The sequence below is a fragment of the Paenibacillus sp. GP183 genome (genome assembly GCF_900104695.1).
In the GTDB taxonomy this organism is placed as follows: Bacteria; Bacillota; Bacilli; order Paenibacillales; family NBRC-103111; genus Paenibacillus_AI.
The window spans coordinates 2,152,827-2,176,547 of sequence record NZ_FNSW01000001.1 but is presented as its reverse complement, the minus strand read 5'-3'; the positions used below and the strand labels follow the sequence as shown (position 1 = coordinate 2,176,547).

25 protein-coding genes and 1 riboswitch are annotated in these 23,721 nt (G+C 42.0%); of the genes, 20 read left to right on the top strand and 5 right to left on the bottom strand.

Going from position 1 to position 23,721, the window contains the following annotated elements:
* Positions 1-151: 151 nt before the first annotated feature.
* From BLV33_RS10820 to BLV33_RS10810, 3 genes are all read right to left on the bottom strand, one after another.
* Positions 152-700, bottom strand: a complete 549-nt coding sequence (locus tag BLV33_RS10820) for a hypothetical protein (RefSeq protein ID WP_090790907.1) — start codon at positions 698-700, stop codon at positions 152-154.
* Between the two features lie 36 nt (positions 701-736).
* The gene (locus BLV33_RS10815) at positions 737-1,783 is read right to left on the bottom strand and encodes an ogr/Delta-like zinc finger family protein (protein ID WP_253187031.1); all 1,047 of its coding nucleotides are present in this window, start codon (positions 1,781-1,783) and stop codon (positions 737-739) included.
* A gap of 390 nt (positions 1,784-2,173) precedes the next feature.
* Entirely contained in the window at positions 2,174-3,253 is a 1,080-nt protein-coding gene (locus BLV33_RS10810) for a sulfite oxidase (RefSeq protein WP_090790903.1), read from the bottom strand.
* A 166-nt stretch (positions 3,254-3,419) separates the two neighbouring features.
* On the opposite strand from BLV33_RS10810, the gene BLV33_RS10805 reads away from it, so the two are divergent.
* The 6 genes from BLV33_RS10805 (at position 3,420) to BLV33_RS10780 (ending at position 7,910) form a co-directional block, all read left to right on the top strand.
* Positions 3,420-3,722 carry a Dabb family protein gene (locus tag BLV33_RS10805; RefSeq protein ID WP_090790901.1) on the top strand — a complete coding sequence of 101 codons (303 nt, stop codon included), beginning with the start codon at positions 3,420-3,422 and terminating at the stop codon, positions 3,720-3,722.
* A gap of 189 nt (positions 3,723-3,911) precedes the next feature.
* A complete protein-coding gene (locus tag BLV33_RS10800; RefSeq protein ID WP_090790898.1) occupies positions 3,912-4,679 on the top strand; it encodes a class I SAM-dependent methyltransferase in 768 nt (255 codons plus the stop codon).
* 194 nt (positions 4,680-4,873) lie between these two features.
* Positions 4,874-5,371, top strand: a complete 498-nt coding sequence (locus tag BLV33_RS10795) for a DinB family protein (RefSeq protein ID WP_090790896.1) — start codon at positions 4,874-4,876, stop codon at positions 5,369-5,371.
* 73 nt (positions 5,372-5,444) lie between these two features.
* Positions 5,445-6,449: a helix-turn-helix transcriptional regulator gene (locus BLV33_RS10790; RefSeq protein WP_090790894.1), complete on the top strand. Its 1,005-nt coding sequence runs from the start codon at positions 5,445-5,447 to the stop codon at positions 6,447-6,449.
* 296 nt (positions 6,450-6,745) lie between these two features.
* Entirely contained in the window at positions 6,746-7,294 is a 549-nt protein-coding gene (locus tag BLV33_RS10785) for a hypothetical protein (RefSeq protein WP_090790891.1), read from the top strand.
* A gap of 154 nt (positions 7,295-7,448) precedes the next feature.
* Positions 7,449-7,910 (top strand): YoqH family protein, encoded by a 462-nt coding sequence (locus tag BLV33_RS10780; RefSeq protein ID WP_090790888.1) that lies wholly within the window; start codon positions 7,449-7,451, stop codon positions 7,908-7,910.
* Between the two features lie 493 nt (positions 7,911-8,403).
* Here the strand turns inward: BLV33_RS10780 and BLV33_RS10775 are convergent, their stop codons facing one another.
* Together BLV33_RS10775 and BLV33_RS10770 are read right to left on the bottom strand one after the other, a co-directional pair.
* Positions 8,404-8,736: a nuclear transport factor 2 family protein gene (locus BLV33_RS10775; protein WP_090790886.1), complete on the bottom strand. Its 333-nt coding sequence runs from the start codon at positions 8,734-8,736 to the stop codon at positions 8,404-8,406.
* Between the two features lie 17 nt (positions 8,737-8,753).
* Entirely contained in the window at positions 8,754-10,232 is a 1,479-nt protein-coding gene (locus tag BLV33_RS10770; protein ID WP_090790885.1) for an ATP-binding protein, read from the bottom strand.
* Between the two features lie 330 nt (positions 10,233-10,562).
* Here BLV33_RS10770 and BLV33_RS10765 point away from each other — a divergent pair, with 330 nt between their 5' ends.
* The 14 genes from BLV33_RS10765 (at position 10,563) to BLV33_RS10705 (ending at position 23,463) form a co-directional block, all read left to right on the top strand.
* Complete coding sequence (locus tag BLV33_RS10765) at positions 10,563-10,763, top strand: cold-shock protein (RefSeq protein ID WP_090790883.1); 201 nt, start codon at positions 10,563-10,565, stop codon at positions 10,761-10,763.
* Positions 10,764-10,946: 183 nt separating this feature from the next.
* Entirely contained in the window at positions 10,947-11,279 is a 333-nt protein-coding gene (locus tag BLV33_RS10760; RefSeq protein ID WP_090790880.1) for an ArsR/SmtB family transcription factor, read from the top strand.
* Between the two features lie 158 nt (positions 11,280-11,437).
* Positions 11,438-13,192: a SulP family inorganic anion transporter gene (sulP, locus tag BLV33_RS10755; protein WP_090790878.1), complete on the top strand. Its 1,755-nt coding sequence runs from the start codon at positions 11,438-11,440 to the stop codon at positions 13,190-13,192.
* A 227-nt stretch (positions 13,193-13,419) separates the two neighbouring features.
* Positions 13,420-13,498: riboswitch (ZMP/ZTP riboswitch) on the top strand.
* 57 nt (positions 13,499-13,555) lie between these two features.
* Complete coding sequence (locus BLV33_RS10750) at positions 13,556-14,155, top strand: DJ-1/PfpI family protein (RefSeq protein ID WP_090790876.1); 600 nt, start codon at positions 13,556-13,558, stop codon at positions 14,153-14,155.
* A gap of 524 nt (positions 14,156-14,679) precedes the next feature.
* Positions 14,680-15,751, top strand: a protein-coding gene (locus tag BLV33_RS10745) for an IS630 family transposase (RefSeq protein WP_253187030.1) whose coding sequence is annotated in 2 segments (ribosomal slippage) — positions 14,680-15,192 and positions 15,194-15,751 — 1,071 coding nt in all. Because the reading frame shifts where the segments join, the coding sequence is not laid out codon by codon here.
* A gap of 189 nt (positions 15,752-15,940) precedes the next feature.
* Complete coding sequence (locus BLV33_RS10740) at positions 15,941-17,410, top strand: IS1380 family transposase (protein WP_090790874.1); 1,470 nt, start codon at positions 15,941-15,943, stop codon at positions 17,408-17,410.
* Positions 17,411-17,672: 262 nt separating this feature from the next.
* On the top strand, positions 17,673-18,326 hold the full coding sequence (locus BLV33_RS10735) for a hypothetical protein (protein WP_090790872.1): 654 nt from the start codon (positions 17,673-17,675) through the stop codon (positions 18,324-18,326).
* 145 nt (positions 18,327-18,471) lie between these two features.
* On the top strand, positions 18,472-18,747 hold the full coding sequence (locus BLV33_RS29965; RefSeq protein ID WP_253187029.1) for a GNAT family N-acetyltransferase: 276 nt from the start codon (positions 18,472-18,474) through the stop codon (positions 18,745-18,747).
* Positions 18,669-18,986 (top strand): GNAT family N-acetyltransferase, encoded by a 318-nt coding sequence (locus BLV33_RS29960; protein ID WP_366414852.1) that lies wholly within the window; start codon positions 18,669-18,671, stop codon positions 18,984-18,986. The genes BLV33_RS29965 and BLV33_RS29960 overlap by 79 nt, the downstream gene beginning before the upstream one ends.
* 319 nt (positions 18,987-19,305) lie before the next feature.
* Entirely contained in the window at positions 19,306-19,812 is a 507-nt protein-coding gene (locus BLV33_RS10725) for a GrpB family protein (protein WP_090790869.1), read from the top strand.
* Positions 19,813-19,937: 125 nt separating this feature from the next.
* The gene (locus BLV33_RS10720; RefSeq protein WP_090790867.1) at positions 19,938-21,224 is read left to right on the top strand and encodes an IS110 family RNA-guided transposase; all 1,287 of its coding nucleotides are present in this window, start codon (positions 19,938-19,940) and stop codon (positions 21,222-21,224) included.
* Positions 21,225-21,791: 567 nt separating this feature from the next.
* Entirely contained in the window at positions 21,792-21,986 is a 195-nt protein-coding gene (locus BLV33_RS29290; RefSeq protein ID WP_090790865.1) for a hypothetical protein, read from the top strand.
* Between the two features lie 261 nt (positions 21,987-22,247).
* Positions 22,248-23,075 carry a hypothetical protein gene (locus tag BLV33_RS10710; RefSeq protein WP_090790863.1) on the top strand — a complete coding sequence of 276 codons (828 nt, stop codon included), beginning with the start codon at positions 22,248-22,250 and terminating at the stop codon, positions 23,073-23,075.
* A gap of 58 nt (positions 23,076-23,133) precedes the next feature.
* The gene (locus BLV33_RS10705) at positions 23,134-23,463 is read left to right on the top strand and encodes a DHCW motif cupin fold protein (RefSeq protein ID WP_090790860.1); all 330 of its coding nucleotides are present in this window, start codon (positions 23,134-23,136) and stop codon (positions 23,461-23,463) included.
* Positions 23,464-23,721 lie beyond the last annotated feature (258 nt).

Sequence of the window (23,721 nt, the reverse complement as noted above, 5' to 3'; positions counted from 1 at the left end):
GGCTTCAACATTTCCCCTTTGTAGTGTCGCAACGACAGGCATGTACGAAGTGTTAGATAACCTAAAATCACATGGCATAATACTTGGAATTATTACAAACGGTAGTCCTTTCTCTCAGAACAGAAAAATAGAACTACGACAGCATAATTAACTAACCGTTCAATAAATTCCATTTATGCTCTAAGTCGTTGAGGTAGCCTTCGGTATTGCGATTAAACTTTTTACGTAATATGACACAGGTTAAACGCTGGTCCCACTGTGCTTTCCGTGCTTTATAACGACTAAAGGAAACGGAACGCAGTCGTGAAATCACATGCTCTTGACGAAGCGCATCGTTCACCAATACGATCATTTCACCATTGCGTACGATGTAGCTGTTCCAGTTACGAAGTCCTGTAATTCGGCGGTGACTAGCCTTCGTCTGTCGAAAGAATTGCTCCAAGTCATTATTCGTTCTTGGAATGTAATAATGATCATAACAAGTGAATAGACCTCTCCAAAACCCTTTGGAAAAGTTGAGTAAATTGTTAACCATGAGTTCGTCACTCTCAAGCGTGTAGGTTTGTTTCACCCAATCCAGTAACATTGATAGCTCCCATTCAACCGTCTCGCTAGTTTTATCTTCACCAGGGCTAAGGATAGTGGCGATATAATCCATCGGTTTCATTAGCCGCGATACGGCTTCATAAACAGGATTCATATTTTGTTGAATATTCTGATAATATTTCGAAGCAAACTAGGCTCTTTTTTTACTCAAGCATCTTTGTAAAGAAGCCTGAATCGCTTGTGCACGTTCATAAATCATTAATCCAGGAAGCTCCAATGGTGGATCTCCGTCTTCTAGGAGCAAGGATCGAACAGCTGCCACATATCCCTTGGCAATCTGCGCTTCGGTAATTTCAGCAGTTTCCGAATCTGGCTGTTCCGTTTTCTCCGTCTCGGATGCTTGGATCTCAGCCTGTTCTATTTTTCGTTCGATGTCCCGAATCCCGCGCATGCTTTTTTTGAGTTCCATTTTTAACTTGCGATCGGCGTCGACAATGGGTTTGGCTATGTCCTTCAGATAGTGGTACTGACAGTATTGGTAAGGCACATCCGGTAACAAGGTCTCAAATGCCAGCCGAATGGATTTTTGCCCGTCACTTACAATACCTACAATTGGATAGCCCAGCTTCAGGATGGGTTCAATGAGTGTCTTCAGTTCTTCTGCCGTTCCGCTCTTCATGTTTTGTGCAGCGAGTACCGTGCCGCTGAATACTTCGCGTAGGACATATAGAGTTTCATTCCCTTTCTCAGGCTGAACGCCATCCATCGATAAGATGACGCCGCCATTTTGTTCGGTAGTCTCTGCAAGCACTTTGTTTACATGATCATCCAAACTCGCCGAAAGCAACGTCTGATAGCGTTCGTACAAATTTTGAGCACGCCTTTCACTCGTTGGAATACCTCGTTCATTCAACGCATCAGCAACTTCTTTAACTGTTCGATGCTGCTTAAAGCGCAGTTCTCCAACGAGAGCAAGCACATCATATCCATATGAGGAATGCTTCATGCTAAGCATCTCAGCTTCAGCAGATTTATACGCAACTCCTGTATGTGTACAATCTAGATTTTTGCAAGCATAAGCCATACTCCATGCATGGATGATTCCGTTTGTTGTGACAATCTTTTTCTCCCATGCTGTATGGGTTCTCCGCAATTTTGACTCACAGTGCGGACATTTTTTAAACTCAGGTCTGAAGTAAACTCTGGGCGCAGCACCCAATCTATTTTTCTCAAGCATTAAGGTCATCTCCTACAATAAATTCTAACCTTTATACTTTCGATAAAAGATTGGAAATTCCTGCTAGTCAATCTTGCTGTCGTAGTTTTAAAAAAGGCTGTGCCTGAGAAGAGGTATGAAATTAAAGTACCAAAGACTTATCAAGGCTGAAAATAATAATGAGGCTGGTGCAGCAACCAGAGTAGGATTAATCTCCCATGAGTGCTTCCCAAAAGGGAGCGACAAACTGTGATGCACCGTGGTCGTTGGAGTCAGACTAACGGATGGGCTCTAAGGCACCATAGTTCATCGACCTTCCTCTCCCAGCCATAGTAGCAGTATTGACGGATTCTAAACATTTTCATCATCTGTGGTGCGGCGCTTGCGCTGCATGTATGGCTAACGGAAACGTTAGTGCAATACATTATTTACCAATTTAGGATCGATTATGTGAACACGTACGGTATGTATTGAATTGTTTAGATAACCTTTTGCATTCCATATTGCTTTGAGAGGTTGAACCTCCCCAGTACCATTGGTTGCTTTACTCATGATTGTGTATTCACCAGGTTTTTGCACATCCCATTCAAACGACCATCGCCTCCATGAATATTGAACATCAGGGTCAACAAAATTTGCATCGCTCCAGTGTTTTCCACCGTCCGTGCTAATCTCTACTTTTGTGACCGATTGTGAACCAGCCCACGCATACCCGTTAATGATGTTTTTGCCTAACGGTATCTCTTGCTCTTCTGTAGGAGATGCAACAGAAGAATTTATTAAAACGGGTGGTAGTGGCTCTGCGTGTTTATAATCGTTTGTTTTTTTTAGAATGACATAATCTACACTTTGAAATGGTCCCATGAATGGCTCATCTACAGCTCTGATCCTATGAAGCCATTTAACAGACGCAACTGCATACCATCCAGGCACGATTAATCTTATTGGAAAACCATGTTTATCGGCAAGCTGTTCACCATTCATTTCGTATGCCAATAAAGTATCTGGATGAAAAGCCTTGTCAATAGGGAGACTTCTTTCGAAAAAAACGCATCCATCCATATCATTTCGTTGACCAGAATCTAATCCTTCAAAAATAATTTCCGTTGTATCTGGGGATACTCCTGCTTGGTATAATACATCCTTAAGTCGAACACCTCCCCAAACTGCATGGCTGATCGCACCTAGCCCGAATTGGTTACCTTGTGCCTTCTTTTCAAATAGCGAACGCTTGTTATCTGCACACTCTAGCGTAGCGGCAAGCGTTACCTTATTCATGCCTTTCAAATCTGCATAAGTGAATTTAATTGGACGGTCCACAAAGCCCTCGATCGTAAGGTTCCAGGTGTTTATATCAATCTGTGGATATTCAAAATGGTTCCTTACGTAAAACAATTCGTTTGGTGTAATGGTTTGAGAGTCGGCAACCATGGGGAATTCAAGATTTTCTGAAGGGAAATAGGAAACTGGAACTAAATGAATGTCACGCATGAACAAATACACCTCTTCAGTCGAATGTTAACGAAGTTCCAGTTGAAATTGATAAAACTTCTTGATGGTTATTTTTAGCAAGTGACTGAATTCTATACATATGAACGCTACGCTAACGGAGAACTATTGCACCACAACGATAAGCATAAAAAGGAGCAATTTAGCGATGTATGAACATCTCGTTGTATTCAAGTTTTATACTAATGTCACGCCAGCCAAGCATCAGGAATTGCTGGATCAATTGCTCACGTTTCGGGATCGTATCCCCGGGATATTTGATATAAGTGCAGGCATCAATGTAACTGAAGAAACGGAAAATATCAAGGGCTACACGCTCGGATTACGGGTTACATTCGAAGACCTTGCTTCGCTGCGTTCATATGGTCCGCATCCTGTTCATCAGGAATTTGTTAAATTGCTGGATGGAATACTGGAAAATGTTATTGTAGTTGATTACCCAAAGGTTTAAGCAATCAGTACGAGGCTGCCGGAATAGATCGGCAGCTTCGTTGCGTTAACGGGCAGTTTAATGTAGGAATCTTTTGATTCAAGGCTCAATATATAGGATGAAACTATAAAGAAGATAGGTATTATATATTTTACTTATAGTTTGAATAATGTGAAAATACTTCTAAGACAAAAATTGGGAGATGGTATCATGAGTTCAGTTCATGTCTGGAAGTCCGAATTGTACGATAACAAACTCGGTTATGTATCCGAATTTGGTAAGGGTGTAGTTGAACTATTAAACCCTACAAAAGGGGAAAGTATTCTCGATTTAGGTTGTGGCACTGGGGATTTAGCTTTTGAAATTAAAAAAACTGGAGCGGACGTAACAGGTCTGGATTTGTCTAACACAATGATAAAAAAAGCACAAAAAAATTATCCAGAAATCAAGTTTATCGCTGGCAATGCTGAGGATTTTACATTTGATGAACGGTTCGATGCTGTATTCTCTAACGCAGCTTTACATTGGATGAAGAATGCTGAGAAAGTGTTGTCATGTGTATGGAATAGCTTGAATAATAACGGCAGATTTGTCGCTGAGTTTGGTGGTAAAGGTAATGTTGAAACGATAATTCAGGCAATTAGCGAAGTATTGTTTGTAGATTATGGAATTGATGCTAGCACTTTAAATCCCTGGTATTTCCCAAGTATCGCTGAATATAGCACTTTACTGGAAGAACAAGGCTTTCGTGTAACTTATGCAGTTCATTTCGACCGCTCAACAAAAATGAAAGATGGTAAGGATGGACTGTATCACTGGTTAGATGGACTTGCTGATGATTTCTTCAAGGAGTTGTCGGAAAGCGAACGAAGCAGTGTATTTGAGAAAGTTGCTACGAAAGCCCAAAAAGATTTATTTTATGACGGTGCTTGGTTTTTGGATTATAAACGATTGAGAATCTTTGCTATTAAACCGTAATTCGGCGTTTATAACTATTGAAGGGGCTGCATCACAGGGAGCGGGGAGAAATTATGTTCAATGAGGTCGTGTGAAACTTTATATGAATGAAAAAAATCACTGACCGTATGTGTCAGTGATTATTTAGTATCATTGGAGTGCTTGCAATACGAAACCGGGCAGGCAGCAGCCGATTACGAAACGGAGGAATAGGGATGTTTACAAAAATTGACGACTTTGCAGCGGAATGGACACGTGAGGCGGAGCTGACGGCCAGGGTTATGGAGGCCCTGACGGACGATTCGCTCGGGCAGGAGGTTTCCGACGGGCGCCGGACGCTTGGGCAGATCGCGTGGCACCTCGTAAGTTCGACGCACTATATGACAACGTTGGGGCTCACCTTCGATGCGCCCGACGGCGGCGTTGAGACGCCAGTCACCGCGGCGTTCATCGTGGCGGAGTACCGGCGGATCAGCCGCGCTCTGCTGAAAGCGGTGCGGACACAGTGGAACGACACTACCCTGCTGGAGTCGCAAACGATCGCCGGCGAAGTATGGCCGAACGGCGGCTCCCTGCGCTATACGATCATGCACCAGGCGCATCATCGTGGACAGATGACCGTCCTAATGCGCCAGGCCGGCCTGCGCGTGCCGGAAGTATACGGTCCGACTTACGATACTTGGGTCGAGAAAGGGCTGGCACCCTTGGCCTAAACGGCCTTATAATAAAGGTATCGAGCAATCCACTGCCATTTCCGAGATCAGTTGAAAGGAGACGTTGGGTGGTATGTCCAAGGCGGATAACATGTTGTCGATCCTGTGGTTGCTTCGTTCGGGCCGGAGGATGACGGCGCAGCAGCTCGCGGACGCGCTGGAGATCCATATCCGCACCGTGTACCGCTGCATCGATTCGCTGTGCGCGAGCGGCGCTCCGATCATTGCGGATTCTGGTCCGAATGGGGGTTACCGGATACTTGGCGAGTTTTCCGATGCCCCGCTGCTGTTCGACTTGGAGGAGCAGAAGGCGCTCGTGCACGCGGCGGTCTTCGCCCAGGCAGCAGGGTACCCTTTTACAAATGCACTGACCAGCGCAGTGGACAAGCTGAAACGGTACACGAATGAGGAACAATTCGAACAAATCGAACGCCATAAAAGTGGACTTGCCGTTATTCAGACGCCGACCGATGCAAGGCAGCGGGAGCTGCTTCAGCTGCTGGAGGAAGCCGCGGCTCAGGGGCAGTCGCTGGACATGGACTATGCAAAAGGCCCTGAGCCGGCAGTCAGCAGACGCGGACTTGATCCGTACGGCATCGTGCATTGGAAAGGTGTCTGGTACGCCGTCGGTTTTTGCCGCTTGCGGCAGGAGGTGCGAAGTTTCCGCGTAGACCGCATCGTCCAGTTGGGAAGGACGGATCACCGCTTCGAACGGCCGGCCGCTTTTTCCGCCAAGGACTTCCTCATGCGCTCGCTTCTCCCAGACGCGCTGGATGCGAAATCGCTCGTCTACGTAAGGATTCGGGGTCACGAACACGTGCTGAATGAGCTTTGCAGGCATTGGCTATTCGGGCATTCCTTAGCAGAACGGCGGCCGGGCGAAGCCCTCTTCAGACTCGGGCAGCCGTCGCTGACGACGTATGTACCGTATTTCCTTCTTCCATACGGCAGGTCGCTCGACATCCTCGAACCCAGTATGCTCGTCGGGAGAATAGCGGAGGTTAGCATGGAAGTTGCGAAGCATTATGAAGCGATGAAAATGAAAACAGAAGAAGCGAAAGGAAGAAAGATCACATGAACAAGTTTTCCATGTATGGCAAAATCACGGCTCATCCCGGCAAACGGGATGAGCTCATTCAATTGCTGCTTGAGTGTAATCACCTCATGATTATTCTTCCCCCAAAAAAAGGGAAAATTCATAAACAACCACAAGCATTATCATATAATGGTACTTTATGTCCATGAGAGCTTCTGTTTTTCACATGCTGCGTTGATAAAACGGAGGTAACGGGGCAGTATAGTTAAACCAAGAACGTTATTTAATCTTAGATAAAAGGGCATAATACCCAAAACAAACAAAGGGGTATGATTGCAATGCAATTGAGATTAATATGGCTTTGTATGGTTTTATTTTTGCTGTGTAGAGATTCATTACATGCTGCGTCAAACCCATCATTCGAACAACCTTATTATGATATTGGCTACAAATCTATAAATGAGTCCGTAAAGGAATGTCAAAAGTATTTTCAGCGAGATATTAAATTACCGAAAATAGAACCTCCAGTTACATTTACACACCGTTTTGGCAGGTGTACCTATTCAAAAGACTTGAAACATGAGATTAACAATCATTATGAAGTTGAGTATCTAAATCAAAATAATGGTGAGATTCATTTTATGATTAGGATAACTCCGCAAAAATATAAAATAAAAGGGTTCCCAGGGATACGTGAAACTATGCAGACTTACACTTTACAGGACGGAACCAAAGCTATATATGGTATAACGCCAATAAATGGATTATTTAACGTGCTGGTTTTTGATAAAGACGGTTGGCAGTATATCCTGAGTAGCGACAGGCGTTTAGAGATAGTAACTGCAGATGTTTTAGTTCAAATAGCAAACTCGATTAATGAGTCATAAATGGTGTGCATTCCACAGCTAACGGGACACGACAGCTTAATAAATTACCACAGTAGGCTACCGCAGGTTTAATCTCGGTAGCCTGTTCCGCTAACGAATAACAAACAAATTTATGGGTAAAATTTTAACCAATATGAATTGCAGGAGGAAATAAATGAATAAATCAATTTTGGTTTTATTTCTTTCATTTGCTGTTCTTATAAACCCTACACAATCACAAGCTGCTTCACCAATTTCTCTTCCTTGTAGCTTAGTTTTGAATCCATTAAATAATAGCTACAGCAATGCAAAGGGAGTAGCTCTAGTCTACAAAGTAAAGCTGAGAGCAGGTTCTCCGCGTACAAGTATTAGCATTCATGTTCTTCATTTTCCCGAACCCTCCTCTTTTGGGGATTACGATAGCTTTGAGGGCTTTGCATTTATACCTAGTGAGATTAGCTGGCGTTTTAAACTTTATCCCACTCCTGAAGAGTATGCTGGTCCAACATGGGCTGGTAGGTTTGACGAAATAACAGCACAGTTAGAAAATGTTATTATACAAGTACGTCTTTCTAACTCGATAACAAAAAAGTTAGGACCCGTTATATTAACCAACAGTATCAATTACTGTAAATAAATTATTGTACTAACGGAAACAAACGGCTCAATAAACATAAGGAAAAGGCTGCCGATCATCGAGATCTACTTTTTTGAAGAGAATGTCGATGAAGAAGATGTTGAAATACTTATTCCAATAATTAAGGATCAACTTGGAAGTATTTCATTAAAGGTGATAGAAGTGATAATCGCGTATAAAATGCGTGTCACTGTTTACAAGACCTGAAATAAACTTAGACCCTACGGATTTTTACTGTAGGGTCTTTTTTTCGTGGGAAGCGATTACTCATTTAAAATATTAAAGAGAAATTACCCAATATCTAGAGATCTTCATCTCTAGGTCGATTCGTACTTTCTTTAGTGCTCATGGTAAATCAACAACCTTCCCGGATTTCATTGAATCCATAGGAATCATGTTTTTCCGTTAATGCTGATTGATTTATTAATACCACTTCCCACATATGTTTTATTACCCGTTTTTTATTGAACTGAACCACGGGGTAATCATTGGTTTATTCCCGAATGAACCAAACTTTTGAAATTAAATTACCATCTACTTCGTATATTGCCATTAAGCTTGTACTTTCTCCAGTTAGACCATTCGTTACGATTTCCCAATCAATTACCTTGTTGCCAACAATTGAACGATTTTTTATTTCTGCATACATTTTCTTTTTGAATGTCTCTGTATACCTTTCAAATAGTGCTTGCTTGCCATTTAAAATGATCGTATTATCAGGGAATATATGCACTGTAATATCATCTGCATATGTACTTGCAAATCCATCTAAGTCCTGATTGTTATAAAACTCAATTTGTTGCTGTACCACTTTTTCAACAGACATAAGTTTTCACTCCACAACTAATAAAATTTACAATATGATTTGAATTTTATGCACGCTGTTGTTCCTGATGAATCTGAAGTCAATGATAGAGTTCCGCCTGTTTCATAAATGATCTGCCTTGAAATGAATAATCCAAGACCGTTTCCATTCGGTTTTGTTGTGAAGAATGGATTAAATATCTGTTGTTCTATTTCCACAGGTATTCCTGGACCGGTGTCTTTTATACAAATGGATATCCAATCATCTTCAAGAAAAACTGAGATATGTAGTGAGCCACCTTCGTTCATAGCCTCAATGCCGTTCTTACATAAATTCAGGAGCACTTGTTTCAACAGATTGGGCTTCGCTTCGATGTTCATAATTTCCAAGTCTAAGTCTGTAATAACTTGTATACTCTTCAAGTTTGCTTCCATTTTAATTAAGGGAAGAATCTCATTTATTAAAGTGAGCACATTAAAAAGCTCTTGTTTGTCTTCTTTAGGCTTCTGTAACCATAACATCTCGGTTACCAGATGATTAATACGGGTTAGTTCTGTCAATATCAAATTCACATATTCTTTTCCCTTTATAAGACCATGTTTTTCGGTCATTTCTCCAAGCAATTGAACAAATCCCTGAATAGATGTAAGTGGATTTCTAATCTCGTGTGCAGCACCTGCCGCCAGCTGCCCCAAAGCAGAATTAAGCTCTGAGATTTGAAGCAGTCTTTCTAAGTTTTTTCGTTCAGTGATGTCTACAGCTGAGACTAAAATTCCTGTGATTCGGTTGTGTTCACGGTAGGGATAAAGTGTTTTGAGTAACATTCGTTGTCCTAGCTCGATCTCAAAACTCACGACTTGTCCTTGTAAAGCCTGATTGAAATAAGATCCTTCAATTTCCATCAAACCAGGAAATAACTCATCCACTGTTTTGCCGTAACTGTTGGCTGTTGTATAACCTACTTCCTCCGCTATTTTGCCTTCGGCGAGCACATATACAAGCTGACCATCTTCTCTCAATTTCATTTTTATTATAAGACCATTCAATGCTTGTACCGTTTGCCGCAACTCTTCCACCATTTGAATATGATGGAATTCTTCTAAGCTTGTTTTTTTAGACACATCCCGCCCAAAGGTTAGAATGCAGCTTACCCCAAAGAGAGTGATGATTTCAGCCGAAAGTATGTAGGTCACAATTCGCCCATGTTTGTCTCGAAAATTTTGTTCAAAATCTTCTACCGAACCATTTTTGAGCAGCAATTTAATAAACGAATCACGATTGTTCGGATTCTCCCATAAATTTAAGCAAACTACTGAGGAATCAAGAACGTGTTCTTTATCGTATCCTACTCGATCAAGGAAAGTATGGTTCACAAAAATGATTTGCCCCTCTTCGAGGGTGGTAATACACATAAATTCAGAGCTCAAGTTCATAAAACGATCTAACAAAAGTTCAGTTATGATCGGATTCTTGTTTAAGAGAAACTCTTTTTCAAATTTAGCTCTAAGTGTTGTCATTGCAGCCCCCGGCAAACGGTTAAAATGTAATTTGTAAGAAGATATTTTAACATACAGTTTATCACATCTTGAGTAATTTGAAAGCTTATAAAGTTGCGGCCTTTACGTCCGGGAGGCATTGTGCCGCAGAACACATTTAGGGCTTAAAGCAAAGCAAATGTTTAAGTTAGTGTTCCAATGTAGCAATGCAAGGTTTAACACTTCATGATCTAAATCTCTTATATATTTGAAGACAAGATTCTACATGTTTTGCGTATTTGATGAGATATACTGTAAATACCCCCATTTTTGTGGCGGGCATTATGTTAAAACTTTGGAGGTTATCTATTAATGGAAACAGGTACTGTCAAATGGTTTAATTCGGAAAAAGGGTTTGGCTTCATTCAAAGGGAAAACGGTGATGATGTATTCGTTCATTTTTCTGCCATTCAAGGCGATGGATACAAATCTTTGGACGAAGGGCAACGTGTTGAATTCAATGTTGTTAAAGGCCAACGTGGACCTCAAGCGGAGAATGTTGTAAAACTATAGTACTTTGTCATCGCAGCCTGTTCTTGACAATATGTCAGGAGCAGGCTTTTTATATTCTGTTCTTCCGGTTATTACTTAAAAGAAATGAGGTCAACCTGATAGAAATTTTCACTTTATACTTTTGTTTAATTTGATATTATATTCATATATTCAAAAGTTTGAATATTAAGGAGAGCAACTGTAATGAACCAATATCAAAATATTCAGCTGTTCAAGTCCGATTTTTTCAAGGCATTGGCACATCCAATGCGAATTCGTATTCTGGAAGTATTGAGTGAAGGCAATAAAAATGTAAATGAGCTGCAAAGCATTTTGGGTTCGGAAGGCTCTGCCGTTTCTCAACAATTGGCGGTGTTACGCAATAAAAATGTTGTGTATGGCTTAAAGGAAGGAACAACGGTGGTATATTCATTACGTGACCCGCTGATTAAAGATTTATTAGCTGTGGCGAAGCAGATATTTGATAATCACCTTGTTGATGCCATTTCACTTCTCGAAGGAATTAGAAAAGAATAGAAAAGAACAATAAGTCAGTAACAACTTGGCGATCCGAAGTACTATACCGGAAACCCTTTTTTCGTGTTTGAATTAAATGAATTAATTGTGGGAGTAGTAGTATTTGCTGTATATTCAAATAATCAAATATACAAATATACAAAAAAGAAGGTTTTCAAATGAAATGGACAGGACGGTTTGAAGGCTATCACATAGGTTCTTTACGTAAAGATCTTGTTTCAGGACTTATTGTCGGTATTATAGCCATTCCGTTAGGAATGGCGTTTGCTATTGCTTCTGGTGTTAAACCGGAATACGGTATTTACACGACCATCATTGCCGGGATTTTAATCTCCTTGCTTGGTGGTTCAAGATTTCAAATCGGTGGTCCAACGGGTGCGTTCATTCCAATCCTTTTTGCGATTGTCATGCAGTACGGGTATGAAAATTTATTGATTGCTGGATTTTTGGCGGGTATTATTTTGGTTCTCATGGGGGTGTTTAAACTAGGTGTCTTAATTAAGTTTATCCCGCGTCCTGTGACAATCGGATTTACGGCAGGAATCGCAGTCATTATTTTCAGCGGTCAAATTGCTAACCTCTTGGGTCTAACAAATATTGATAAACATGAAGACTTCTTATCCAACATGAAAGAGATCATTACTCACTTGGAAACAACTAGTATCTACAGTGTGATCACTGGAGTGATTTGTTTTGCAGTTATCTTACTTACACAGAGGTACTTGCTGAAGGTGCCTGGTTCTTTAGTTGGGCTTATTGTATCCACTGTTGTTGCAGCTTTGTTCTTTAAAGGGCATGTCGCAACCATTGGCTCCTCATTTGGAGCCATACCGAATTCCTTGCCGGACTTTCACATTCCCGAAATAACGTGGGAACGAATCGGAACATTAATTCGACCGGCATTCATAATTGCAATGTTAGGTGGAATTGAATCGCTCTTGTCAGCAGTTGTAGCAGATGGAATGACGGGAAAACGTCATAACAGTAACCGTGAGTTAATTGGACAAGGAATCGCTAATATAATCACTCCCCTCTTTGGTGGTATTCCTGCAACAGGAGCCATAGCGAGAACGGCAACTAACATCAAAAACGGAGCCGTATCACCTTTATCTGGCATCATCCACGGCGTAGTGGTGTTCCTAGTTCTTATTTTGTTTGCTCCTTACGCTTCAGAAATTCCACTTGCCAGCATGGCTCCGATCCTCATGTTTGTCGCTTGGAACATGAGTGAGCGAAAGGAATTTACCCATGTTCTGAAAACCAAAACAAGTGACTCCATCGTGCTTGCAATCACATTTTTATTAACGGTTTTTACAAACTTAACAACAGCAGTTGAAGTTGGCTTAATCTTGGCAGTGTTAATGTTTGTTAAGCAAATGAGCGGAATTTTAACCGTTGCAAAAGTTTTACCCGATCCCGCCTCGGAAAAGGTTAAAGCCCATATGGTTACAGAAGGACATGATTGCCCACAGCTCAATATTTACACAATCGAAGGTCCTCTTTTCTTCGGTGCCGCCAACATGTTTGAGAAGTCCATAATGGACACCATTCACCTTCGACCTAAAATCTTACTTCTTCGGTTGGGTAAAGTGCCAATCATGGACACAACTGGTGAATTCAATTTATCTAGTTTGGTCAAACACTTCAAAAAGTTAGGCGGTATCGTGCTGATTTCCGGCATTCTACCACAGCCACTGGAGGTATTAAAGAAGACAGGACATTATGAACTTATTGGAGCTGAACATTTCTTTGCACACACGGGAGAAGCGATTGACTATTCTTTGCTCCAACTGGACTATAACAAATGCTTGGGTTGCAAACATTTCGCCTTCCGAGAATGCTCGGCGTTATCCAATGCGAAATCTCAACAGGGTGTTGTTCCGTACCGCGTTGATCCCAAAAAACAACGGTAAAAAGTTTGACTAGTTCTTTGGTGGTCATCTCAAATGCATTAATCGGAACCTCGGCTTGATACACCAGGAACCTGGTGGAAGAAGCCGCGTATTCAGCTAACGGAAACGTTTGCTCAATAAACAACTTAAAGTCGACATGATCGATAGCCTTTGCTGACCTAACTGGCAGGAGAACGTAAAAATTAACTTGATTATATTAGATTTTTCGGACTATAATAAAGTAAATATTTGGTATGTGTGACTGGCGAAACGTGGAGTACCACGAGGAAGCACATATTTCATACGCCGTTCGCCTGGGCAAAGTATTTGATCTTAGATCAAATGCTTTTTTTGTTCCATTCATGAAAGGGCAGGTGTTATGGAATGAAAATAGCTTATATTCTTTTTGAAAAGATGACAACATTGGATTTTGTCGGCTTTTATGAAGCGGTATCTTGGCTAAGAATTCTAAATGTTAAAGAAGATGTGTCGTGGGATCTCTGTGCAAATCACGAGGAAATTACAGACGACCGTGGTATGACAATAAAGGTAAAGCATGTTTACCCAGATCTATCTAAGTATGATTTGATATTTATTCCTGGCGGTATGCCTACCAGAGAACTGAGATACGATGCAGAGTTTGTCTCTTGGATCCAAAGTGCTCGCAATGTAGAGTACAAAGTGTCTGTTTGTACGGGTGCTTTACTTTTAGGTGCCGCGGGGTTCTTAACTGGTAAAATGGCAACAACGAACCCATCTGCTTACGAATTGTTGATTCCTTATTGCACAGAGGTAGTTAAGGCCCGAATTGTACGGGATGGGAATACTTTCACGGGCGGAGGTGTTTCAGCTTCTATTGATTTAGGTTTGTACCTTGTTGAATCATTAACGAATATAGATGTGGCGAAAAAGATTCAAAAGATGATGGATTACCCTTACTATCAGGCGGGGAAATTGTCTAATATTTTCATGCCCTACGAGTAATGATGGCCGGCTGTCGTCAAAACCGTTAGAATGTGGCTTAGAACCCTTTGGAGAGCATAGCATTGGTTATAGTTTGGACGTTCAGTTGAAAATAGTCCGTTAAGGGACAATTTAGAACGTTTGGCGATGCGGTTGATGGTAGAGTGTTGCTATGGATGACGCAAAAATTCTATAAAAGGTCTGCGACGATCGCGAGATAGGCCAGAAGACAAGGAAACTCGCGGCAGCTCTTCACTTATGCACAAAACACCCACTTTTGTGTGCATGTCCATAAACAAAACATTTCCAGAAGCCTACAAAAGGCCCTACGAGCCATTTTCAGAAGTGGCAAAATAGGGCCTTTCTATTTGTTTGGCACGCTTTGGCAGGTGCCGCAGTAACATGTTCACAAAATATGGGGTTTTGTATATATATATGTCTTGAATGATCGGAGCTAAATAAGTTGAATTTTACTCTTTCCTGATTATGGAAAGGATTTTTACCCATCAAACGTTGAATAAGTAAAGACCACTTATGGACGGGTGATGGAGTTGGAAGTCAATAAGGAACTACAGGAAGTTGAGAAACGATTAAAACACGAAAAAGATCGTCGAATGTTTGAGCGATACCAGACCATTCGTTTGCATTTGCTTGGACACGATAAGAATCTGATTGCCACCATCCTTGGAAGATCGGAGCGTACGGTAAGGACGTACTTAAAGCACTATCAAACATCCGGTTTAGATGGATTGCAGATGAAATTCTCTCCGGGTCGCAATGTACGAATTACGAAGGAGCAGCAAACTGAGCTTAAGAAGACGATTATCGAATCCCTGCCCCATGAGGTTGGATTTACGGCAAAATTCAACTGGACGCTTGAATTAATCAGTGAGTACATTAACCGTGAGTTTGGGAAGCACTACTCCCTCAGAGGAGTCTCCTTGATGATGCATCGTCTGGGTATGAGCTACACAAAGCCAACGTATACCTTAGCTGCCGCTGACGAAGAGAAGCAAAAAGAGTTTGTCGAAAACACCTTTCCAGAGTTAAAAAAATTACGAAAACGGCGAAATTGATCATTTATTGTTTGAAGATGAAGCCATGATCCGTGATTATCAAGCTCTTCAACATACATGGTTTGAAAAAGGCAAGCAGCGGATCATCAAAACAACCGGCAAACATCGCGGAGTAAAGCTTTTTTCTACAGTAAATTACGTGACGGGTCATATCGTATGGCAGGAAGATGATGAATACACGGCGGATAAGTTCTTGGTGTTTCTGAAGAAAGTCGTAGCAGCATACCCTACAGGCAAAATAGTAATGGTGCTAGACAATGCCCGAATTCATCATGCGAAACTGCTTGAATCATTCCTTAAGGAGCAGCAAGGTCGGCTTAAACTGGTTTTTCTACCTCCGTACAGCCCCGAACTCAATATCGTAGAAGGTCTGTGGAAATGGTTGAAGGCGGATGTAGTCAATAATGTCTTTTACCATACAGTTGCCGAAATCCGAAAAAACGTGCATACGTTCATGGAACAGATCAAGAAGGATCCACTGAACATAATCGACCGTCTTTGTATCAGGATGGAATCAGGGAAATTGTTGGAAGACCTTTAATTCAACTTATATAGTTAAACATGAAATCGGAAAGTAACCTCGTCAAAAGTTGATAGATCCGTGTCGGGTCAAGGTTTTTTAGTCACAAAAAGTTGCTAATTTTTTTGCAAAATAAACAGGACACTGCAAGCCTCTTGTCAAAGGTTAAACCACCACGAATAACCGACGAGAGGGAGTGTCCCTAGCAACATGGTACCACAAACAACGAACCACGCACCAGAACGAAAAACACGCCGCGAACGCCGAATTGAAATTCTCGAGGAGCGTCGCCGAATCAAGAATATCCTGAAAAAGTTGCGACCGGTCACCTTCGACAACGACACCGTCACGGAAGCCGGGAACTTCCAGTTCCTCGCTCGGTTCAAGGAACTTATCGGTCTGGACGCCCTGATCGAAAGTCACTTCCATCTGGAGCAAAAAGCCAACTGTGTTTACCCAGCCGGAAAGCTTGTCGATCAACTGCTGGACTGCGCACTGCTCGGTCACACGCGCTTCCAGCATATGAATGCACTCCAGTCGGATCCGGGTTACCAGATCGTTACCGGTATCGACCGTTTTCCTGACGAAAGTACCTTTCGCGGCTTCTTGAACAAGCTCTCCTGGAGCCATCTCATTCAGCTCGTCGCTTTGAATCGGGATTTACTGGCAAACAAAGCGCAAACGGGCGAAAAGCGTCTGGTCTGGATCGACATCGATGATACGGTCATTACGTTATTCGGGGAACAAGAAGGTGCGACAAACGGCTACAATCCGCGTTACCACGGACGGCCTTCTTACAAGATCCGGGTTGCTTTCATCGCCGGAAGCGGCGAACTGCTCCATCTGCAACTGAATCCCGGTAACACGAACGGCATGAAAGATTTACTATCGTTCGTCAAGGAAGTTGAAGCGATGTTGCCGCCGGAATGGATTGTCGAAGGTATCCGGGCCGACTGCGGCTTTGCTGACGCCGCTGTTATGGAATACGCCGAACAACGCGGCTGGCAGTACATCTTCAAGTTGCCGAAGATAGCAACCGTCAAGAAGGCGATTGCTTACCTTCAGCAACATCCGGCATTCTGGGAAACGCTGGCGGAGAAGCAAGAGGACATCACGTTTGCGACCGAAGACCATCGTTGGGCCGCTGCCGACATCCCGATTCTCCTTACCAACTGGGAGCAAGCAAGACGCTGCGTCATCTACCGGGAAGCCCATGAAACCGAGCGTACGACTGATGACCAGTTGACCCTGACGCTCACGACGTATTCCTTTCAGGCGATCGTCACCAATGTGGATCTCAAGCCGTTGCCGTTACTCCGCTCCTACAACAAGCGGGCCAACATTGAGAATCGCATCGACGAGCTGAAAGAAGGCTATGCGGTAGAGCAAAACAGCCAACATTCGATGCTCCGCAACCTGCTGTTCAGTTGGATCAAAGCAATTGCCTACAACCTGATGGTCTGGTTTAAACAAACACTGATGCCGGAATCTATGCAACAATGCGAGGTGCAAACGATCCGCCGGGCCGTGATCCGGGTTCCCGGCAATGTCGTGGGTTCCGGACGGTATCAGCATGTTCGTCTTGCTCCCAATCCGGGACTCGCTGTCATCGTGAGGACAATGCATCAGAAGTTCATCGCACTTGCTGAACGGTTCAGGCCCAGCATACAAACGGCTTAGCAGTTCATTCACAGCGCCAAAGCAAAGAAAGCAGCCTGTAGAAATGCAGGCTTCTTTGGCATGCCATAAATCAGTAGATCTCTCTGGCAATGTGAAATCGGACACACTGTCCAACGGATCGTCACACCCGACAGCAGATACCGCAGTCCAATCGAAGGTTATCCACAGGCTGGAGTTATCCACATTCCGATTTCATGTTAAAATAAATGATTTACAATAAATACAACTATTGATATGCTTCTAGAAACTTGGGGGTGTGAGCATGCGAAAGAAAATTGGTTGTTATCACGCTCATTATTCAAATATTGAGCATATTGAACGAGCATTAAATCCTTATGATGTTGAAATAGTTCACTTTGTAGATCCTGGTCTAGACCGTATCAAAGCGGATGTTGATTTTACCAATGAGATTGCTCAAAGGAAAATTAAAGATACTCTCGACTGGATTGCAAAATGTCACTTAGACGCTATTTTAATTACTTGTACTTTTTTTACTGCGAATTTACAGCAGGAGACCCTGCTTTCATATCCTATACCAATTATTAAAATCGACGATCCATTGTTTCAGAACATTTGCCAATTAAACAAACAAATAATTATGGCTTTTACAAATCCTAATACGGTGAAAGGCACAATGGATCAACTAATTAATTTTGCAAGGATAATGGAAAAGGAGCTTCAAGCAGAATCCGTCTTGTTAGAAAATACATTTGATCTAATTATGCAGGGTAAAAAGGAAGAGTACATCGAAGTAGTAACTAATGGGTTGAATCAAATCGTTAGAGAGAACCCTGACAAAACAGTGGTTGCTGCTCAATTATCAATGGTACCAGCGGCTCAAGGTATTGGAATTGGAAATCACTTAAATTCCTTATCAAGGTACATGGAGGAACTTTTAAACTTAGATATCAAGTGATTATACTCATATGTACAAAACAGATTTGATGAACTAGACTAACGGGCAGGTGAGTAATAATAATACAGAAACTTTCCAAAATGATGATCTATCTATCTGGTAAAATCATTAAGTGATGTAACGTAAAGGATGGAGTGAATATCCAATGGAAATTAGGACAGAAAGAGTTAGTGATTATGATGATGTATTTCAGTTAAATTACCTGGCTTTTAAGAACAGAGAAGATGAATCAAGATTGATTGAAAGAATTAGATTATCTAAACAATTCATCCCAGATTTGTCCCTTGTAGCAGAAGGAAATAATCATATAGTTGGTCATGATTTATTTAGTAAGCTGAGGTTATTGACGGAGAAAAAAATCATGAAGTTATCGTACTTGCTCCTGTTGCAGTATTACCAAGTCATCAGAAGAAAGGAATAGGTAGTATATTAATTCAAGAGGGGTTAAATAGATGCACAGAATTAGGTTGTGATTTTGTTTTTTTGATAGGACATCCAACTTATTATCCCAAGTTCGGATTTAAACCAGCGAGAAAATATGGATTCGAACTAAAACAGTTTAATGTATCTGACGAAGTCTTTATGGTGTATGAATTAACCCAAGGAAAAACAAACAGCTTACAAGGTGAGTTAATGTATCCGGAGTCATTCTTCGTATAATAGCAAAATATTCATTCTATTTTATTCCGCTCCATCGGAGAACGATAGCGGCGAATAGTGGTTTGCTTTGGCAGCCGTTTTTTATTTACGCCTTAAAAGCATATTGCTAAAAGTATGTTGCCGATAACTCGGCGTATGCTACCGCGGTCGCGTGAAATACACACGTTCGCCGCCAGTTATATGCGAGGATCTGATACCACTGTTTTCATAAGTTCAACCGGTGTGATTTGCTCAACTTTTGATGCTATTTAACGGGCAGGAATGTGCAAAAAGCTGTACGAATAGTCAGTAAACATGTTGTGGGGATGGGGAGGGTTATATGGGCTCAAGTGTAATAGTCGTACAATATGATCCCGTTTGGGTTCGATTGTATGAAAAGTTACGAGACTTTGTTCTTCCGGTTTTAAGCGACCTTGTAGTCACGATAGAACACGTCGGGAGTACATCAGTTCCAGGGTTAGCAGCTAAGCCGATTGTTGATATGGATGTGGTCGTTTCTACGCAAGCTGATGTTCATATTGCTATTCAAAGGCTCGCCACCCTTGGCTACGTTCATGAAGGCGATTTAGAAACTTCTGGGCGGGAGCCTTTTATTCCCCCCGATAATGTACCTTGGCATCACCTATATGTGTGCACAGTAGAAAACACCGAATTTAGACGTCATATCCTGTTTCGAGATTATTTGAGGAATCATCCAGATGACTCCAAAAAGTACGGTGACTTGAAGTTAGAACTTGCACAACGATTTCACAATGAGCGTGCGGCATACACAAATGCTAAGAGCGAATTTGTGAAAGAGATACTGAAACGTGCCGGCTGGAAATGACGCATATTCTACTGAGCTGTTGAACTAAACATTCCTGTAAGGGCTAAGAAATGGCCTTTGCTAAAAAAGAAGCGCCTCGGTATGATGGGTTTGTCCACAACAACATCAAAGGAGGCGCTCTTATTATGAAGTTTAAGCAAATCAACGGACAAAATCAACGGATTGAACGAATTTCCCCAACTCAGCTCGTTGTAGGCATTGACATGGCAAAGGAAATTCATGTAGCTCAAGCCACTAACTTTCGAGGCATCGTTCTTGCTAAGCGACATCTCACATTCAAAAACGCAATTGAAGGTTATGAAAAGTTACAACGTTGGATGGATGAATTACAACAGAAGCACCGACTGAAGACCGTCATCATCGGTATGGAACCCACCGGACACTATTGGTGGAACTTGGCGAATTGGCTTGCAAACAAAGGCATTAACGTCGTTTTGGTGAACCCTGCCACCACCAAACGAAACAAGGAGAACCGCGATAACAGTCCATCCAAGAGTGATCCCAAGGACGCGCTTGTCATTGCAGACGTCGTCTGTCGAGGATACTACTACGATTACACTCGACAGACAAGCGTGTTCCAAAGGTTGCGTACGGTTATGAGTGATCGGGAATTTTGGGTGACCCATAGCGTCCGGCTGCAGAATCGGATCATCCGTTGGTTGGACATTCGGTTCCCCGAGTACACGTCGGTTTTCAAGGATTGGACCTGCCCACGATCACTGGCTACTCTCAAACATTTCCCTTCTCCGCTAGAAATAGAATCTCTATCCGTATCAGAGGTGATCACCGGTTGGAGAGAGCATATGCAGCGAGCGGGCGGTTCAACCGGAATGGAGAAAGCGGCACAACTCATCGCTCAGGCGAAGAAGAGTGTGGGAGACACGACAGCTCTGAGCGAAGCGAAGCAAGATTTAGAGCGGTTATTGAAAGAATATGAAAGTATCGTTGAAATGCTAGAGAAGATGGAACAGGAAGTATGGAAACTTCTCGATGAAATTCCTATGGCCCAGCAACTACGGTCGGTCAAAGGCCTTGGCACGATCTTCATCGCAGCTATTCTCTCCGGAGCAGGCGACCTCAAACAATATGCCCATGGCCGTCAGTTATTGCGTAAAGCTGGCTTAAATCTTGCCGAAAGCATGTCTGGCAAGCGCAAGGGCCAGATCATGCTTTCCAAACGGGGAGATGCTAAGCTGCGAAAATATCTGTATCTGGCTACGATCACTCTCGTGGGAACGAATCCCGTCTTTCGACAGATGCATGAAAACAATGTTCAAGTCAAGAAAATGAAGAAGCAACAGTCGATATTTAAACTTCTTGGAAAGCTGGCTCGGATCCTGATCGGTATCGTTGGGCGGGGAGAACCGTTTTCTCCCGAAAAAGTGAGTCCCGTTTTTATAGAAGCTGCATAAGACATCTGAAAGCCATGTAGATTGACTCATTCGCAGGATTTCAAACAAAGAAAGCACGGAGAACCGAGTTCGTATCCGAAAAGGGCACAGACCCGTCCGCTAAACGCTATCGGTCTCCACACCTTGGACAGGTATGACGATGGAATGTAAGGGCATAGACCCGTTGAGCCATGGGATGGTGAACTTCCGGGGAAATGGTGGAGGAAGCGTGCAGTAGAAAAGAGTCTTTGGGAAATGTTCCAAACGTTTCTTCTATTCCCGCATGCCCAAAAATGTAACAGCGGGCTCTCACCAGCTTACTTTACTGATTATCAGTATATCCAAGGTGATGAAATCCTGCGAATGAGTGAGCATACGTGAGAGAACCCCTTAAAACCGAGGGACGGACACTAAATCACAATGACAGCTACCGACGGCAGCCTGCTCAGCTAACTGGGTAGATTAGCTAAGAACAAGGTTATTTCGTTCTACTGTCGAATACAGTCAATTAAAGAAGATTAGATTTGCTAAGGAACTTCTAGGATTTACAGAGAGATGTATAATAAAAAAAGGTGGTCGATTATAGTAATGGGACCTGCACAAGGTATGCAAATTCCAATATGGGCTTTAGTTATGCCAATTTTATCTGTTGTCTTTTGGTTGTTGTTAATCGTTTCAATCATAATTCTTGTGGTTAACTCCCAAAAGAGTAGTCGAAGTCTTCGAAACATTGAAGCGTTACTTAAGGAACTCAAAAAAGATAAAGACAACCATCATAATTAATGGGAACACGACCACCACTTTTGGGTGGTTTTTTCATTTTTCTATAAACCTTTAGAATGGCTATTCAGCTAAATAGCTCCATAACAAAGATCAAGCAGGCTGCCGGTGATAAACTCGGTAGCCTGCTGTGCTAACGGGCAGGAGAGTTTAATAAAAGAGTATCTCAAATTAACATAATTTACCCATTTGTGTTGTGAAACATTATTTTGAATTTACATGTCAATTATAACGGCAGGAAATTATTACTTGGGGGAAATTGATATGAATAAGGTATTAATAACAACAGTATTAACTTTATTTGTTATTTTAGGTTGTTCAATCACTCCAAAATCTGATGATAAGCAAATGTTACGCGAATACCACGGAGGTCCTGCTGTTTCTACTGAAGGTAGTGTAATCTCCATAATCGAGCTGAAACAATCAGAAGTAACGAAAGAAAGTTCCATAGAAGCAAATGTGAAACTTAAGGCAAATGGAAAGATAAAGATAAATGGTACACCACAATTAAGGGTTTATAAGTTCGGTCAAGCCAACGGAGAAGAACCTTTGATGGTACACAACATCGATCATTGGAAACAGCTTCCTCTGGGGGATAATGCAACTGTTGAGGAAAAGGTAACATTGACGGCACCTTCAGATCCTGGTTATTATCGAGTAGAGTTGAGCTTAGATTCATACGTTAGTAATTCAACAAACTTTTTTGTGAAATATCCGACGGATACCCTTTATTCAGGTACTTTCCCAGTCAATTTAAAAGTAGAAGCATTGGGACGAATATTGAAAATTGACAGCATCACAATGACCAGTAAATCAGCAACTGTAAGCTTTAGTTTGTCACCAGGTGTCCGCGGATTTGCAACGGAACTTGTTACTGATAACGGTAAGAAGCTGGTCGGCATTAGCTCTATTCCCTTTGACGAGAAAACAATTGTACAGGCAACTGCAACATTTGAGCCTATTCCGATCTCAGTCAAGAGCGTCAAATTTACTCTTTCGAATATACAATTAATGACTAATGTTGGGATTGTTGATCGCCCAGGTTCCTGGGAAGTTGTAATTCCATTGGAACAAGGGCATAAGAGTTCCTGATTAAGCTAAACGGATACGTTAGTCATATGAAAACCAAATTATCAAAGGGGACCACTTTATGAAGATAATGGATGTTCCATTTTGTACAATCGACTGGAGTGAAATAAAGCCTACTCAACATCCTGGAATTGAAGGTTATGCGTATTGGCGGACATTTGAAATGGGGAACATAAGAGTGCGAATGGTAGAATATACTCCTGGTTATATTGCAGACCATTGGTGTAACAGAGGCCACGTTTTGTTAGTACTAGAAGGAGAACTGTATACCGAACTTTCAGATGGAAAAGAATTTAAACTCACACCAGGAGTCAGTTATCAGGTGGCTGATGATGCAAATCCACATAGATCTTATACGAACACTGGAGCAAAATTATTTATTGTAGACTAACAAGTTGATATATACTATTGAGCTAACGGGTAACGATTGTACAGTAACGGTGCTGCGGCAGCCGTTTTTGTTTGCTCAACTAACGGATAACTGATAGTGGAGGAACTTATTCAGGGGCTCATCATTTTGTACATATAGGAGGTCAAAAGAACGCCAACCGCTCGGCGTTCTATTGACCGTGACATTACTCTAACTTAATAACCCATGATTGTACGTGTGATAATTACCAGAAGAATAAAAAGAATCAAGATAGCAATA

Bases quoted from the DNA above. Each gene is read 5' to 3' on its own strand.
- BLV33_RS10820 (WP_090790907.1), bottom strand. From the start codon at position 700: ATGAATCCTGTTTATGAAGCCGTATCGCGGCTAATGAAACCGATGGAT.
- BLV33_RS10815 (WP_253187031.1), bottom strand. From the start codon at position 1,783: ATGCTTGAGAAAAATAGATTGGGTGCTGCGCCCAGAGTTTACTTCAGA.
- BLV33_RS10810 (WP_090790903.1), bottom strand. From the start codon at position 3,253: ATGCGTGACATTCATTTAGTTCCAGTTTCCTATTTCCCTTCAGAAAAT.
- BLV33_RS10805 (WP_090790901.1), top strand. From the start codon at position 3,420: ATGTATGAACATCTCGTTGTATTCAAGTTTTATACTAATGTCACGCCA.
- BLV33_RS10800 (WP_090790898.1), top strand. From the start codon at position 3,912: ATGAGTTCAGTTCATGTCTGGAAGTCCGAATTGTACGATAACAAACTC.
- BLV33_RS10795 (WP_090790896.1), top strand. From the start codon at position 4,874: ATGTTTACAAAAATTGACGACTTTGCAGCGGAATGGACACGTGAGGCG.
- BLV33_RS10790 (WP_090790894.1), top strand. From the start codon at position 5,445: ATGTCCAAGGCGGATAACATGTTGTCGATCCTGTGGTTGCTTCGTTCG.
- BLV33_RS10785 (WP_090790891.1), top strand. From the start codon at position 6,746: ATGCAATTGAGATTAATATGGCTTTGTATGGTTTTATTTTTGCTGTGT.
- BLV33_RS10780 (WP_090790888.1), top strand. From the start codon at position 7,449: ATGAATAAATCAATTTTGGTTTTATTTCTTTCATTTGCTGTTCTTATA.
- BLV33_RS10775 (WP_090790886.1), bottom strand. From the start codon at position 8,736: ATGTCTGTTGAAAAAGTGGTACAGCAACAAATTGAGTTTTATAACAAT.
- BLV33_RS10770 (WP_090790885.1), bottom strand. From the start codon at position 10,232: ATGACAACACTTAGAGCTAAATTTGAAAAAGAGTTTCTCTTAAACAAG.
- BLV33_RS10765 (WP_090790883.1), top strand. From the start codon at position 10,563: ATGGAAACAGGTACTGTCAAATGGTTTAATTCGGAAAAAGGGTTTGGC.
- BLV33_RS10760 (WP_090790880.1), top strand. From the start codon at position 10,947: ATGAACCAATATCAAAATATTCAGCTGTTCAAGTCCGATTTTTTCAAG.
- sulP (WP_090790878.1), top strand. From the start codon at position 11,438: ATGAAATGGACAGGACGGTTTGAAGGCTATCACATAGGTTCTTTACGT.
- BLV33_RS10750 (WP_090790876.1), top strand. From the start codon at position 13,556: ATGAAAATAGCTTATATTCTTTTTGAAAAGATGACAACATTGGATTTT.
- BLV33_RS10740 (WP_090790874.1), top strand. From the start codon at position 15,941: ATGGTACCACAAACAACGAACCACGCACCAGAACGAAAAACACGCCGC.
- BLV33_RS10735 (WP_090790872.1), top strand. From the start codon at position 17,673: ATGCGAAAGAAAATTGGTTGTTATCACGCTCATTATTCAAATATTGAG.
- BLV33_RS29965 (WP_253187029.1), top strand. From the start codon at position 18,472: ATGGAAATTAGGACAGAAAGAGTTAGTGATTATGATGATGTATTTCAG.
- BLV33_RS10725 (WP_090790869.1), top strand. From the start codon at position 19,306: ATGGGCTCAAGTGTAATAGTCGTACAATATGATCCCGTTTGGGTTCGA.
- BLV33_RS10720 (WP_090790867.1), top strand. From the start codon at position 19,938: ATGAAGTTTAAGCAAATCAACGGACAAAATCAACGGATTGAACGAATT.
- BLV33_RS29290 (WP_090790865.1), top strand. From the start codon at position 21,792: ATGGGACCTGCACAAGGTATGCAAATTCCAATATGGGCTTTAGTTATG.
- BLV33_RS10710 (WP_090790863.1), top strand. From the start codon at position 22,248: ATGAATAAGGTATTAATAACAACAGTATTAACTTTATTTGTTATTTTA.
- BLV33_RS10705 (WP_090790860.1), top strand. From the start codon at position 23,134: ATGAAGATAATGGATGTTCCATTTTGTACAATCGACTGGAGTGAAATA.